The organism is Bradyrhizobium sp. WD16, assembly GCF_024181725.1.
Classification (GTDB): Bacteria; Pseudomonadota; Alphaproteobacteria; order Rhizobiales; family Xanthobacteraceae; genus Bradyrhizobium_A.
This window is the reverse complement of the sequence record NZ_CP028908.1, coordinates 246,517-260,065: the sequence shown is the minus strand read 5'-3', so window position 1 is coordinate 260,065 and position 13,549 is coordinate 246,517. Positions and strand designations below refer to the sequence as shown.

Genomic DNA, 13,549 nt, shown 5'->3' with positions numbered 1-13,549 from the left:
CGACGGCCCCTAGTGTGGCGTCTCGCAATTGCCTACCGCCTTCGCGGCAACCCTCTCGTAGGCAATTGCGAGACATAAGCCACACTAGTGTGGCGTCTCGCAATTGCCTATGCCCTTTGCGGCAAGCCCCTGTAGGCAATTGCGAGACATAAGCCACACTAGCTTTTTGATTTTGCTAGTGTCCCGATGTCTCCGAATTACCGTGCGAGGGTGAGGCAAATGAAGCGGTAATTCGGAGACAGGACACTAGAATCATAATGATGCTAGTGTCTCTTTGTTTCCAACGTTCGTAGAAGCGCCTGCTGCAAAGGAATACGAACGTTGGAAACGGGACACTAGAGTGGATTGTGGAAGCTCTTAAGCATCGGTTTTTGGCCCCCGCGAGCGTCCGAATTCCTGGAGCGCAAGCAGGAAGGTGATGACGTCGTCCCGGCTCAACATGCCGACGACCTGTTGAGCCCGAACAACCGGCATCTGGTTCACGCCATTGCGGTCCATCTTCTCGAGGGCCGGCCACAGTTCGGTATCGGCATCGACGCAGGTCAGCTGTTCGAAGGGAATCATCACCGCTGCGGCGGTTGTCGTCACCCAATTGGCCTGCGGCACCTCCTTGATCCGATGCAAGGTGACCATGCCGATGGTCAGATCGCCCCGCTTGACGAGAAAACTACGTTGCCCGCTGCCGAGAATCTGCTCGTCGACAAGTTGCTGAAGCGTCAGCTCCTCCGGGATGATCGCGTAGTGCCTGTTCATGGCTTGCGAGACGCGATGGCCCGACAATAGGCCACGAAGCCGGACCTGCTGGACCTGGACGGTTGCGGCGCTGTCGAGGAACCAGCCGATGAGCACGATCCAAAGCCCTCCGCCGAGATCGCCGTGGAACATCTGCCAGGTGCCGGCGAAGATGAGCAGGAAGGCAAACAGCCGGCCGACATTGGCTGCGATGAAGGTCGACCGGCCCAGGTTTCCCGTCATCGCCCAAACGATGGCTCGGAAGACCCGGCCTCCGTCGAGCGGATACCCGGGGATCAGATTGAACACGACCAAGGCCATGTTGATGTAGGCGAGATATCTGACCAGACCCACGAGAGGCTCCGTGCCGGACAGCAATGGCTCCACCGCGTAGAAAAGGACTGCCAGGGCGACGCTGACGAGCGGTCCCGCAACTGCAATCAAGAACTCGGCGATGGCGCTGGGCGGCTCGTCCTCGATCTCGGCCAGCCCTCCGAAGATGAAAAGGGTAATGCTGCGCACCGGAATCTTGCAGCGCAGCGCGACGAGCGAATGCCCAAGCTCGTGGAGGAGCACGCTTGCAAAGAACAGGATCGCGGTTGCCGCCCCCGTCAGCCAGTAGGTCTGCGGAGACCAGTGCTTGTATTCCCCGGGATAGTAGCTCGTCGCCAGCATCCAGGTGAGCAGGGCGAAGATCACGAACCAGGAATAGTCCAAACCGATCTGGATGCCGAAGAGCCTGCCTAACGGGATGCTATGTTGCGGCATGAGAGGCGTTCCTCGCTCGTGGTCGGCAAGCCAATACTGGCCGCAGCGTCCGCTCCTGGTCGAGGTGATTGTCTGGAATTGATCAGTGTCTGGAATTGATCAGTATCAATATGTCCGTGGAGTTCGGAGCTGAGAAATTCCGGTCGAGTCGGGCAATCCGCGAAATCTGGGAACGACGTAAACGATAGGATGGTTCAAAGAGGTTCACAACGGCAAGGGCCGACATGACCGACGATCGGGATCCGCACGCGCGAGTTCGTGACGAGAAAATCGCCGGGACGCTCGGCGACCGCACGGCGCTGCGGTTTCTCGTGCGGGCTCAGCGGGCGACCAACTGCACCGACCGGGAGCGAGGCGGATTTGGCGCTTCGCTCGCGAGCCGCGAGCAGCGGATCGACGTGACCGGCCATGTGGCTCGCGGATTCATCAAGAGCGTCGAGAACGGGATGCGCCCCATGAGGGATGCTGGCCATCGCTGAAGGCCTCGCGGCCGTCGCGTTGACACTGAAGACGTTCGATTGTCGGGATGTCCGGGCAAGTCCGTACGAGGCGGCAACTTGCTGGAAAGGGCGCGCCGTCTCGCCCCGGGCAAGCGGGGCGAGACGGCGGCGCTGCGCTCCGCACGCGGCGAACGGTGCGGCAGGTGAACGCCGCTCCCGCAGCGGCGTCGCTATCGTGCGCTGAGCCCGACGGCTTGGCCTGCGTCAATCATGTTCCTCAGGTTCGGCAGCCATGCCGTGAATGGGGCAATTGGGGTCGGGCGCGTCCAGCATCCCGGCGGGCTCCAGTTCCTCCGTATTCGACACGTGACCGATGAGCCGGCACGTGCAACCGAGCTCGATCGCTTCCGTCGTTCCCGGTCGTGGCACCGCGTATTCTTGATCATGAGATGCACGTGGTCGCATGGAGCCTCTCCGCCTGTTGCGACGCCACGAGTTTTTCATACGAGCGTCAGATCCAACTAGTGTGGCGTCTCGCAATCGCCTACCGCCCTTGCAGCCAGTCTCTCGTAGGCAATTGCGAGACATAAGCCACACTAGCACTTTGATTTTGCTAGTGTGGTGGATCTGACGCTCGTTTCAGTATTGCAGCGAGTTCTTCGAACGAGCATCAGATCCAAAACCACACTAGAATCATAAATGCTAGTGTCCCCTTGTTTCCAACGTTCGTATGAGCAGCCTGCTGCAATGGGATACGAACGTTGGAAACAGGACACTAGTGTCCTTATGTCTCCGAATGACCGTGCGAGCATGAGGCAAACGGAGCGGTAATTCGGAGACAGGACACTAGGCGTCGCTATCGTTCAAAGCATTGAGCTTCATCAAAGGTTTCATCTGCGTGCCAGGCAAGGCGATGATTTCCTCGTTAACGGAGGCTTCAGGAAAAGCGCCTCTGTTCCGTCTGGCGACTTGCGTCAAATCGGCCGGTGCTGTCTTTAAGGCCGGGACTCCAACATCTGATTTTAGTGCGGTTTTGGATCTGACGCTCGTACGAAGAACTCGCTGCAATGCTGATAAGTGCGTTACGGCGGGGATTGTGGCTACCGGAACCGCGCCGGGAGAGGTATGAATGACAATGACCAATGCTCGTGAAAATGCCCAGCCGGGCCGGCAGGCCGGCGCCTTCGATTCGAACCGTGTTCCCGTCACTCTGGCCGACATCAGGGGCGCCGCCGCGACCATCAGCGGGTCGGTGAATGTCACGGACTTCAATCGCAGCATCACCCTGAGCGAGATGTGCGGCTGCGATATCTGGCTCAAGTTCGAGAACCACCAGTTCACCTCCTCTTTCAAGGAGCGCGGCGCGCTGAACCGCCTCCAGGCGCTGACGGCCGATCAGCGGCGGCATGGTGTCATCGCCATGTCCGCCGGCAATCACGCCCAGGGCGTCGCCCATCACGCGAGGCGATTGGGCATTCCCGCCTGCATCGTGATGCCGATCGGCACGCCGATGGTGAAGATCGAGAACACGAAGCGGCTCGGCGCCGAAGTCATCATTTCGGGGGGGACGCTGGAGGAGGCCGGTGCGTTTGCCCGCGACCACGGCAAGACTCACGGCATGACCTTGATCCATCCCTACGACGATCCGCTGGTCATCGCGGGTCAGGGCACCATCGCGCTCGAAATGCTCGAGGCCGTGCCGTCGCTGGATACCTTGATGATTCCGATCGGCGGCGGCGGACTGATCTCCGGCATGGCGATCGCGGCAAGGTCGATGAAGCCGGACCTGCGCATCGTCGGCGCCCAGGCCCGGCTCTATCCCTCGATGTACAATGTCATCAAGGGCGAGCAGCTGCCGATGCGCGGCGACACGCTGGCCGAGGGCATCGCCGTCAAGGAGCCGGGCCGGATCACCACGCAGATCATCCGCCAGCTGGTCGATGACATCGTTCTCGTGACGGAGGACGAGATCGAGCGCGCCGTCGCCACCTTGATCGCGATCGAAAAGACGGTCGTCGAAGGCGCAGGCGCTGTAGGCCTCGCGGCCGTGCTGGCCGATCCTGACGCCTTTCGCGGCCGCCATGTCGGACTGGTTCTGACCGGAGGGAATATCGATACGAGGCTGATCGCATCGGTTCTGACCCGCGAACTCGCCCGCGAGGGGCGGCTGACACAGCTTGCGATCGACATCGTGGACCGCCCCGGCCAGCTGGCCGTCGTCTCGAACCTGCTGGCGGAAGCAGGCGCCAACATCATCGAAGTCTCGCATCAGAGGACGTTTTCCGACCTGCCGGTGAAGGCGACCCTGCTGCAGCTGGTGGTCGAGACGCGCGATCGGGCGCATCGCGACGAAGTCCTGGCGCGGCTCGGCGCCGCCGGCCTGAGAGTGCGCTGCGGGGCGGATCCTGCAATGCCATCTCACGGTCAGCCGGACGGAGCGCGCTAGTGTCCTGTTTCCAACGTTCGTATGCCATTGTAGCAGGCGCTCATACGAACGTTGGAAACAAGGGGACACTAGCATCATTATGATTCTAGTGTGGTTTTGGATCTGACGCTCGTTCGAAGAACTCGCTGCAATACTGAAACGAGCGTCAGATCCACCACACTAGTGTGGCGTCTCGCAATTGCCTATGCCCTTCGCGGCAAGCCCCTGTAGGCAATTGCGAGACATAAGCCGCACTAGCTTTTTGATTTTGCTAGTGTCCTGATGTCTCCGAATGACCGTGCGAGCGCGAGGCAAATGAAGCGGTAATTCGGAGACAGGACACTAGTGCGGTTTTGGATCTGACGCGCGTATGAAGAACTCGCTGCAACGCTGAAACGAGCGTCAGATCCACGGCACTAGCTCGGAGCCCAGGTGCCGCCCTGCCGCTCGGTGAGCGAACGGCAGGCATCCTGCAGCTTGTGCAGGATGCCGTCGTCTTCGCTGCGCGGAAACGCCGGCGTCGCCATCATCGTCGCGACCAGGACCGGGCGCCCCTGAATGTCGAGGATCGGCACTGCGGTCGCCCGCAGCCCCGGGATCAGCAGTTCGTCGACGCTCGCGCACATCCGGCTGCGCACCTTCCGTCGTAACGCCGCGACCGCCGCCGGCTGCGGCGGCGAAGGCTCCTCGGCCAGCAGGCCCTCGACCTCCTCGTCGGTCATCAGGCCGAGGAAGGCATGGCCGGTCGCCGAATTGAAGTACGGCAGCACGGATCCGATGGCGAGCGACGTGACGATCGGCCGTCGTCCGGCATGCCAGCGCACGATGGTCGGGCCGAGCGGACCGCGCGCCGCGATCAAGGTGGTCCGGCCGGTCTCGCGGGTGAAGGCGGCAATGGCGGGATCCGCCGCGGCGAAGACATCGACGCGCGCCAGCGCGGCAAGGCCGATCTGGATGGCCTGGGGACCAAGCTCGTAGCGCCCGGACGCGGCGTGCTGGTGCGCCATGCCGGCGTCGATGAGGCTGGCGAGATAGCGGTGCGCCTGCGAGGGCGACAGCCCGGACCGTCTTGCCACCGTGCCGAGGGCCGAGGGCTCGGCTTCGGCGGCGAGCGCCGACAGCACGCGAAAACCGATGCCGACCGACTGAATGCCGCGTCGCGCAGAGCCGGCCGTCTCCTGCAGGTCCGCATCCGCACCGATGTCGTCGAGCATCATCACGGGCTCATCCGGCGGGGGAGGCGGTGGGGTGTGCTTTCGCGCCATTTCAACAACCGTCAGCCATTGCCGGTGTCAGCCTGACGCAAGCAGCGCCAGGAATTGCGGATCGACCGGACCGCCGCGGAGAGTGCCATCCGCGGCAATGCGCGCGAAGGCACGCAGCTCGTAACCCACAGCAATCGTCGTATCGTTGCTGCGCAGATGGTAGCCGGCCCGAAAGCGCCGCTCGCCCTCCGCGCTGATCGCGACCTCGATCTCCAGTTCGTCGTCGTAGCGCGCCGGTGCCTTGAATTCGGCATCGGCTTTCACGATCGGCGTCACCGCGTGAAAGCGGCGGCGCAGCTCGCGCTGGCTCAGCCCCCGCGACCTCAGCAGCCGCTGAAAGGCGCAATCAAACCAATAGAAGTAGTTGGGATAGAATACGATTCCGGCTTCGTCGCAGTCCCCCCACTCGATCGTCAGCGATGTCTTGAACATTTCCTTCTCCGGTGCTATTTTTCACATCATAAAATAGATTGCACAATGTGCAAATACATAGGGAGGGCAACATGCGCATCGCGGTGCTCGGCGGCGGACCGGGCGGTCTCTATTTCGCTTACCTTTGGAAGCGGCGGCATCCCCAATCCCACGTCGAACTGTTCGAGCAGAATGCTGCCGATGCGACCTGGGGCTTCGGCGTGGTGTTCTCCGAGCAGGCGCTCGAATTTCTCCGTGAGGACGACCCCGAGACGGTGGCCGCCGTCGCGCCGCAGATGGAGAGCTGGAGCAACATCACCCTCAATCTGCGCGGCGAAAGCGTCGAGATCGACGGTGTCGGATTCTCCGCGATCGGCCGGTTGGCGTTGCTGCGCCTGCTGCAGGCGCGCGCCGAGGCGGTGGGCGTCGAATGCCACTATCAGACCGCGATCGACAGCCTCGACCAGCTGCAGGGCTATGACCTCATCGTCGCCGCGGACGGTCTCAACTCTCTCGTCCGGCGCAGCTTCGAAGGCGACTTCGGCACCTCGCTGTCCTATCTGGGCAACAAGTTCGCATGGTACGGCACGACCAGGCGGTTCGAGACGTTGTCGCAGACCTTCGTCTCGACCGAGCTCGGCAGCTTCAACGCCCACCACTATCGCTACTCGCAGGCCATGAGCACCTTCCTGGTCGAATGCGATCGCGAGACCTGGGCGCGCTATGGCTTCGCCGACAAATCAATCGAGGAGTCCAAGGCGATCTGCGAGCGCATCTTCGCCGCGACGCTCGACGGTCATCCACTGATTTCGAACAAGTCGGTGTGGCGCAATTTTCCCTGGCTGTGGAACGAGCACTGGCATCATCGCAACATGGTGCTGATCGGCGACGCGCTGCACACCGCGCATTTCTCCATCGGATCGGGCACGCGCCTTGCGATGGAAGATGCCATTGCGCTGGCGAAGGCGCTGGATGCCGCTCCCGACGATCTCGAGGCGGGGCTCGAAGCTTACGAGGCCGCCCGCAAGCCCGTGGTCGAGAAGCTGGTGGCGGCGGCGCGGCGCAGCGCCGACTGGTACGAGCAGTTTCCGCGTCACATGGATCGCGACCTGATGGACTTCGCCTACAGCTACATCACCCGCTCCGGCCGCATCGATCGCCAGCGCCTCGCCGCCATGGCGCCGCGTTTCATCACGCGCTACGAAAGCACGCGTGGCGCTGCCGAATCTGCCGCCAGCCTCCTGGGGGCCCGGCCATGACGGGGAGCAAGTCATTGGCTGCGCCGCTGGTCGATCAGGTGCCGGCGGACAGCGCCGGCGCGCGCGAAATCGGCTTCGTCATCCCCGAGCGCTACAATGCCAGCCGGATTCTGTTCGACAATCTCGCGACGCGGCCGGGCAAGTCGGCGGTGATCGGGCCCGCCGGCGAGCGGACCTATGCCGAACTCTGCGCCGAGGCGGCGCAATGGGGGCATGGCTTCCGAGAGCTCGGGCTGTCGCGCGGCGACCGCATTCTGATGTTCATGGACGACACCCCGGCCTATCCGGCGGCCTTTTTCGGCGCGGTGCGGGCTGGCTTTGTGCCGCTGCTGATCAACACCCTGACGCCGCCGGATCTGCTGCAATTCTATCTCGCCGATTCCGGTGCCAAGGTCGCGGTGACCGACGCGGGCTTCTCCGGGCGTTTCGATGCGATCGCCTGCGCGCAAACGGCGCTGCGGACGCTGATCGTGGCCAACGGCGCACCGCAAGCCCATGCGGTGAGGGAAACCTTGTACGCCGAGATCTGGTTGCCGCAATTTCCGGAAGACCTCGCCGAGGCCGATACCCGCCGCAACGACATGGCGTTCTGGATGTATTCGTCGGGCTCGACCGGACGGCCGAAGGGGATCGTCCATCTGCAGCACGACATGCTCTACACCAACGCCGCCTTCGCCGAGAGCGTGCTCGAGCTGAAAGCCGACGACATCTGCTTTTCCGTGCCGAAGATGTTCTTCGCCTACGGCTTCGGCAATTCCGTCACCTTCCCGTTCTGTGCCGGGGCGACCACGCTGCTGATGCCCGGACAGCCGAAGCCCGCCGCCGTCTTTGCGGCGATCGACAGGTTTCGGCCGACGGTGTTCTTCGGGCTGCCGACGCTCTACACCGCGATGGCCAAGGCGCCCGAGGCCAGGTCATGCAGCTTCTCGTCGCTGCGGCTTGCGCTCTCGGCGGCCGAGGTGCTGTCGGCCGAAGTGTTCAACGCCTGGCAGGCGCTGACCGGGCTCGAGATCGTCGAGGGGCTCGGCTCGACCGAGGTTCTGCACATCTATCTGTCCAACCGTGCCGACGGCAAGAAGCTCGGCGCCGCCGGATTGCGCGTGCCGGGCTACGAACTCGCGCTCAAGGACAAGGAGGGGCGGCCGGTCGGCGAGGGCGAGGAGGGCATCCTGTGGGTGCGCGGCGATTCCAATGCGCCGCTGTACTGGAACCGGCCCGACAAGACGGCGGAGACGATGCGCGGTGACGGCTGGATCTTCACAGGCGATCGATTCCAGAAGGATGCCGACGGCTTCTATTTCTTCCGTGGCCGCGCCGACGACCTCGTCAAGATCTCCGGCCAGTGGGTCTATCCGCTCGAGGTCGAGCTCTGCCTCGCCGAACACCCGGACGTGCTCGAATGCGCGGTGTTCGCCACCGAACTGCCGGACCGGCGCATGACCTTGAAGGCCTCCGTGGTGATGAAGCAGGCGGTCTTCGATCAGGCACAGGCCCGCCGCGCGCTGCAGGACTTCGTCAAGGCGAAGCTCTTGCCCTACAAATATCCGCGCGAGATCCAGTTCCTCGCGGAGTTGCCCAAGACAGGCACCGGCAAGATCGACCGGCAGGCGCTGCTCAGGGCACACGCGACGCCGCAGGCGGCGGAATGAGCGATGCGGCGCGGCGGCTCACGCCGCCGCTAGTGTCCCGTCTCCGAATTACCGCTTCGTTTGCCTCACCCTCGCACGGTCATTCGGAGACATCGGGACACTAGCAAAATCAAAAAGCTAGTGTGGCTTATGTCTCGCAATTGCCTACAGGGGCTTGCCGCAAAGGGCATAGGCAATTGCGAGACGCCACACTAGTGTGGTGGATCTGACGCTCGTAGGGATCGCGGAAGCGGGCGCGGAAGGCCTCGCCGAGATCGATCTGCGCGCCGCCTCGCCGACGCCAAGATGATCGAAGGCGTCGCCCTATCCCGACTTCTTGAAATGCTCGATTGCATCCTCGGCGCGCAGCGGCACGCGGGAGACTTCGTTGTTGAGATCGACCAGCTGGCCGAGCAGCGCCATCAGCGTCTTGCGGTCGGCCGGCTTGAGGGGGGCGAGAATCCGGTCCTGGGCGCGGTCGACGGCCGCCATGATCCGCTGCAACAGCGCCGCGCCGCCCGCGGTGAGGAACAGCAACTTCACGCGCTTGTCCTCGGCGCCGGCGCTGCGCTCGATCAGGCCCTTGGCTTCGAGGCGCTCGAGGACGCTGCCGAGCGTCGAGCGGTCGAAGGCGATCACCGCCGATAGCCGCGTCGCATCGATGCCGGGATGGGTGCGGATCGCGACCAGGGCGGCGTACTGCACCGGTGTCAGGTCGAAGTCCTTGCACTCTTCCACGAAAATCGACACCGCGATCTGCTGCATGCGCCGAAAGAGGTAGCCGGGCTTGGTGTAGACATCGTCCATGGTGGCGGGACGTCGCTTACTCGGCATCGGTCTGGCGCTCCGGCGCGGCGTTGGCGAAGGCGGGCAGGGCGCGGGCCGCGGTTTCGCAGGCCAGCAGCCGCGGAAAGGCCTCGACCTCGACGCCGAACCGCCTCGCATTGGCAAGCTGCGGCACGAGGCATAGATCGGCGAGCGATGGCCTTGCACCGAAGCAGAACGGCCCCGGCATGCCGCGGATCAGCGCCTCGCAGGCGGCGAGGCCCTCCCGGTTGGTGGCGGCCGCCCAGGCGGTGACGTCGGCTTCTTCGACGTGGAGCTGGCGAAGGCGCGCCAGCACCTTGAGATTCTGCACCGGATGAATGTCGCAGGCGATCGCCTGGGCGAAGGCGCGGACGCGGGCACGCGCCAGCGGATCGTCCGGCAGCAGCGGCGGCTGCGGCCAGACCTCGTCGAGCCACTCGATGATGGCGAGCGACTGGGTCAGGATGTCGCCGGCGTCGTCGACCAGAGCGGGCACCAGACCCTGTGGATTGATCGCGAGATAGTCGGCGGCGCGCTGCTCGCCCTTGCGTAGATGATGGGGCAGGTGCTCGACGGCCAGTCCCTTGAGATTGAGCGCGATGCGGACCCGATAGCTGGCGCTGCTGCGGAAATAGCCATGGAGTTTCACGTTCGCGGCCCCTCCGCACGATAATGCACAATGTCGATTGACAGTATACGGTTGATCAGTATGCTGTCAAACAAGGCTGCCGGCCGGCGAGATAAGATCGGCGCGGCCGGCGCACGAGGCGGGAGGCCTGATGGATCACGTTGCGAAGACGCCGGAGCGCGAGGCGTTCTATGGCCAGATCGACAGCGAGAACATGTCGGCGCTGTGGACCGTGCTCGGCGATCTGATCACCCGTGAGCCGAAGAGCCCGTGTCGGGCGCATCTGTGGCGCTATGAGGCGATCCGCCGCTACATGATGGAAGCGGGCAAGCTGATCACCGCCAGGGAGGCGGAGCGGCGGGTGCTGATCCTGGAGAATCCGGGGCTGCGGGGACAATCGAAGATCACCACGTCGCTCTATGCCGGCGTGCAGATGGTGATGCCTGGCGAGGTGGCGCCGGCTCATCGCCACAGCCAGTCGGCGCTACGGTTCATTCTCGAAGGCCGCGGTGCCCACACCGCGGTCGACGGCGAAAGGACAATCATGGCGCCGGGCGACTTCGTCATCACGCCCGCCCGCGCCTGGCATGATCACGGCAACGAGACCTCCGAGCCGATGCTCTGGCTCGACGGTCTCGACATTCCCATGGTGCAGTTCTTCGACGCCTCCTTCATCGAGGGGCATGCCGAAGACGCGCAGCCGCTGACGCGCCCGGACGGCGACAGCTTCGCGCGCTACGGCCATAACCTGCTGCCGGTCGACTTTCAGCCGAAGTCCAAGGCCTCGCCGGTGTTCAACTATCCCTATGAGCACACCCGCGAGGCGCTCGAGACCGCCAGAAGAACCAGTGAATGGGATCCGTGCCACGGCCTGAAGCTGCGTTACGTCAATCCGGTCAGCGGTGAATCCCCGATGCCCACCATTGGCGCCTTCATGCAGCTGTTGCCGAACGGCTTCCGTACGGCGCGCTATCGCTCCACCGACGCGACCGTCTTCACGGCGGTCGAGGGGCGCGGCCGGTCGCGGATCGGCGACCGTGTGGTGGAATGGGGGCCGCGCGACATCTTCGTGGTGCCGAGCTGGCACTGGGTGACCCATGAGGCCGACGAGGAAGCGGTGGTGTTCAGCTTCTCGGACCGGCCGGTGCAGCAGAAGCTCGATCTTTTCCGCGAAGACCGCGGCAACGCCTGATCAGGAAAGCAGAGAGTAGAGTGATGACGGATTTCGTATTCACGCCGCCGCCGCAGGCTTCGGTCGCCATGGCCGGGGAGGCCGCGCGCTTTCCGGTCCGCCGGATCTTCTGCGTCGGTCGCAACTATGCGGCCCACGCCCGCGAGATGGGCAAGGATCCGGATCGCGAGCCGCCGTTCTTCTTCACCAAGCCGGCGGACGCGGTGGTGGATTCCGGCGCGACCATTCCTTATCCGCCCGAGACAGCCAACTTTCACTACGAGATCGAGCTGATCGTGGCGATCGGAGGCGGCGGCGCCGATATTCGCCCCGAAGCCGCGCTCGATCACGTCTTCGCCTACGGTGTCGGCATCGATCTCACCCGCCGCGACCTGCAGTTCGAGGCCCGCGACAAGGGCCGGCCGTGGGACTGGGGCAAGGCCTTCGACCGGTCGGCGCCGATCGCGCCGCTGCATCGCGTCGCCAACGTCGGTCATCCGGCCAAGGGGCGGATCTGGCTTGCCGTGAACGGGGCGGTGAAGCAAGACGCCGATCTTGCCGAGCTGATCTGGCCGGTACCGGACATCATCTCCATCCTGTCGCGTTCGATGACGATCAGGCCGGGCGACCTGATCATGACCGGCACGCCGGCCGGCGTCGGCGCCATCGTGCCCGGAGACAAGGTCACCGGCGGCATCGAGGGCCTCGGTGAAATCGCGATCGCGATCGCGCCGCGCTAAGACGCGCGGCGCCTTCTCCGAGACCACAGCATCTCAACCGAAAAGGCCTCGCAGAAGGCCGCATCACTGGAGGGAAACATGAAGACCAGGACAATTCTCGCTGCCAGCTGCCTGTTCGCCGCCTTCGGCATTGCCCATGCGGAGGAGCCGGTGAAGATCGGCTTCATCTCGACCTTTTCCGGACCCACGGGCCAGCTCGGCCAGGAACTGCTCGACGGCTTCAATCTCGGCCTCAAGAGTGTCGGCGGCACGCTCGGCGGCCGTCCCGTGCAGGTGATCCAGGCCGACGACCAGGCCAAGCCCGATGTCGGGCGGCAGCTCGCGGACAAGATGATCGAGAGCGATCACGTCCAGATCATCACCGGCGTCAACTTCTCCAATGTCATGCTCGCGATCGCCAAGCCGGTGCTCGATTCCGGGGCCTTCATCGTCAGCATCAACGCCGGTCCGTCGCAATATGCCGGCAAGCTCTGCCATCCGCACTACTTCAACGAGTCGTTCCAGAACGACACGTTGCCGGAGGCGATGGGAATCTATCTGCGTGAGAACGGGGTGAAGCGCGTCTATCTGATGGCGCCCAACTACCCCGCCGGCAAGGATTTCCTCGCCGGCTTCAAGCGCACCTTCAAGGGCGATATCGCCGGGGAGGTCTATACCGCCTTCGGCCAGCTCGACTACGCCGCCGAGATCGCGCAGCTGCGCGCAGCCAAGCCCGACGCCGTGTTCTTCTTCTATCCGGGCGGCATGGGCATCAACTTCGTCAAGCAATATGCCCAGGCCGGGCTGAAGGACCAGATCCGGCTCTACGGGCCATCCTTCTCGATGGATCAGACGGTGCTGCCGGGCATGGGCGATGCGGCGGTCGGCGGCTTCGTCTCGACCTTCTGGAGCGAGGACTTCGAGAACGCCGCCAGCAGGAAGTTCACCGCCGATTTCGAGGCGGCCTACGGGCGCATTCCCTCGCCCTATGCGGCCAACGCCTATGACGGCGCAAGGATGCTCGACGCCGCGCTCAAGGCCTCCGGCGGCAAGATCGAGGACAAGGCCGCCTTCCAGAAGGCGCTGGAGAGCGTGAAGTTCGAATCGGTGCGCGGCAATTTCAAGTTCAACGCCAACCACCATCCGATCCAGGATTCCTATCTCGCCCAGATCGTGAAGGACGCCAAGGGCCGGCCGGCGATGAAGCGCCTCGAGCTCATCAAGGCGGACCAGGCGGATTCCTACGCGTCCGACTGCGTCATGAAGCCGGCGAAATAGGCCGGCGGGGCGCCCTGT

Annotated in this window: 12 protein-coding genes; 7 read left to right on the top strand and 5 right to left on the bottom strand. The window is 63.9% G+C overall.

From position 1 onward, the window contains the following. Window positions 1-357: 357 nt before the first annotated feature. Window positions 358-1,500 (bottom strand): site-2 protease family protein, encoded by a 1,143-nt coding sequence (locus DB459_RS01200; protein WP_253711050.1) that lies wholly within the window; start codon window positions 1,498-1,500, stop codon window positions 358-360. Between the two features lie 224 nt (window positions 1,501-1,724). Here DB459_RS01200 and DB459_RS01195 point away from each other — a divergent pair, with 224 nt between their 5' ends. Next, window positions 1,725-1,979: a hypothetical protein gene (locus tag DB459_RS01195; RefSeq protein WP_253711048.1), complete on the top strand. Its 255-nt coding sequence runs from the start codon at window positions 1,725-1,727 to the stop codon at window positions 1,977-1,979. Between the two features lie 1,096 nt (window positions 1,980-3,075). Next, window positions 3,076-4,386, top strand: a complete 1,311-nt coding sequence (locus tag DB459_RS01190) for a threonine ammonia-lyase (RefSeq protein ID WP_253713722.1) — start codon at window positions 3,076-3,078, stop codon at window positions 4,384-4,386. Between the two features lie 395 nt (window positions 4,387-4,781). Here DB459_RS01190 and DB459_RS01185 read toward each other — a convergent pair whose 3' ends face one another. Together DB459_RS01185 and DB459_RS01180 are read right to left on the bottom strand one after the other, a co-directional pair. Further along, complete coding sequence (locus DB459_RS01185; protein WP_253711046.1) at window positions 4,782-5,582, bottom strand: IclR family transcriptional regulator; 801 nt, start codon at window positions 5,580-5,582, stop codon at window positions 4,782-4,784. 75 nt (window positions 5,583-5,657) lie between these two features. Next, window positions 5,658-6,062: a thioesterase family protein gene (locus tag DB459_RS01180; protein ID WP_253711045.1), complete on the bottom strand. Its 405-nt coding sequence runs from the start codon at window positions 6,060-6,062 to the stop codon at window positions 5,658-5,660. A 71-nt stretch (window positions 6,063-6,133) separates the two neighbouring features. On the opposite strand from DB459_RS01180, the gene DB459_RS01175 reads away from it, so the two are divergent. Together DB459_RS01175 and DB459_RS01170 are read left to right on the top strand one after the other, a co-directional pair. Beyond that, entirely contained in the window at window positions 6,134-7,300 is a 1,167-nt protein-coding gene (locus DB459_RS01175; RefSeq protein WP_253711043.1) for an FAD-dependent monooxygenase, read from the top strand. Then, the gene (locus DB459_RS01170; RefSeq protein ID WP_253711041.1) at window positions 7,297-8,949 is read left to right on the top strand and encodes a benzoate-CoA ligase family protein; all 1,653 of its coding nucleotides are present in this window, start codon (window positions 7,297-7,299) and stop codon (window positions 8,947-8,949) included. Before DB459_RS01175 ends, DB459_RS01170 begins: the two co-directional genes overlap by 4 nt. 303 nt (window positions 8,950-9,252) lie before the next feature. On the opposite strand, the gene DB459_RS01165 is transcribed toward DB459_RS01170, so the two are convergent. Then, window positions 9,253-9,762, bottom strand: coding sequence for a MarR family winged helix-turn-helix transcriptional regulator (locus tag DB459_RS01165; protein ID WP_253711040.1), 510 nt, complete (start codon window positions 9,760-9,762; stop codon window positions 9,253-9,255). Further along, a complete protein-coding gene (maiA, locus tag DB459_RS01160) occupies window positions 9,752-10,384 on the bottom strand; it encodes a maleylacetoacetate isomerase (RefSeq protein WP_253711038.1) in 633 nt (210 codons plus the stop codon). The genes DB459_RS01165 and maiA overlap by 11 nt, the downstream gene beginning before the upstream one ends. Before the next feature lie 130 nt (window positions 10,385-10,514). On the opposite strand from maiA, the gene gtdA reads away from it, so the two are divergent. The 3 genes from gtdA to DB459_RS01145 all read left to right on the top strand — a co-directional run bounded on the left by gtdA (window position 10,515) and on the right by DB459_RS01145 (window position 13,531). After that, window positions 10,515-11,555 carry a gentisate 1,2-dioxygenase gene (gene gtdA, locus DB459_RS01155; RefSeq protein ID WP_253711036.1) on the top strand — a complete coding sequence of 347 codons (1,041 nt, stop codon included), beginning with the start codon at window positions 10,515-10,517 and terminating at the stop codon, window positions 11,553-11,555. A gap of 23 nt (window positions 11,556-11,578) precedes the next feature. Beyond that, window positions 11,579-12,274 (top strand): fumarylacetoacetate hydrolase family protein, encoded by a 696-nt coding sequence (locus DB459_RS01150; protein WP_253711034.1) that lies wholly within the window; start codon window positions 11,579-11,581, stop codon window positions 12,272-12,274. 78 nt (window positions 12,275-12,352) lie between these two features. After that, entirely contained in the window at window positions 12,353-13,531 is a 1,179-nt protein-coding gene (locus DB459_RS01145) for an ABC transporter substrate-binding protein (RefSeq protein WP_253711032.1), read from the top strand. Window positions 13,532-13,549 lie beyond the last annotated feature (18 nt).

Bases quoted from the DNA above. Each gene is read 5' to 3' on its own strand.
- DB459_RS01200 (WP_253711050.1), bottom strand. From the start codon at position 1,500: ATGCCGCAACATAGCATCCCGTTAGGCAGGCTCTTCGGCATCCAGATC.
- DB459_RS01195 (WP_253711048.1), top strand. From the start codon at position 1,725: ATGACCGACGATCGGGATCCGCACGCGCGAGTTCGTGACGAGAAAATC.
- DB459_RS01190 (WP_253713722.1), top strand. From the start codon at position 3,076: ATGACCAATGCTCGTGAAAATGCCCAGCCGGGCCGGCAGGCCGGCGCC.
- DB459_RS01185 (WP_253711046.1), bottom strand. From the start codon at position 5,582: ATGATGCTCGACGACATCGGTGCGGATGCGGACCTGCAGGAGACGGCC.
- DB459_RS01180 (WP_253711045.1), bottom strand. From the start codon at position 6,062: ATGTTCAAGACATCGCTGACGATCGAGTGGGGGGACTGCGACGAAGCC.
- DB459_RS01175 (WP_253711043.1), top strand. From the start codon at position 6,134: ATGCGCATCGCGGTGCTCGGCGGCGGACCGGGCGGTCTCTATTTCGCT.
- DB459_RS01170 (WP_253711041.1), top strand. From the start codon at position 7,297: ATGACGGGGAGCAAGTCATTGGCTGCGCCGCTGGTCGATCAGGTGCCG.
- DB459_RS01165 (WP_253711040.1), bottom strand. From the start codon at position 9,762: ATGCCGAGTAAGCGACGTCCCGCCACCATGGACGATGTCTACACCAAG.
- gtdA (WP_253711036.1), top strand. From the start codon at position 10,515: ATGGATCACGTTGCGAAGACGCCGGAGCGCGAGGCGTTCTATGGCCAG.
- DB459_RS01150 (WP_253711034.1), top strand. From the start codon at position 11,579: ATGACGGATTTCGTATTCACGCCGCCGCCGCAGGCTTCGGTCGCCATG.
- DB459_RS01145 (WP_253711032.1), top strand. From the start codon at position 12,353: ATGAAGACCAGGACAATTCTCGCTGCCAGCTGCCTGTTCGCCGCCTTC.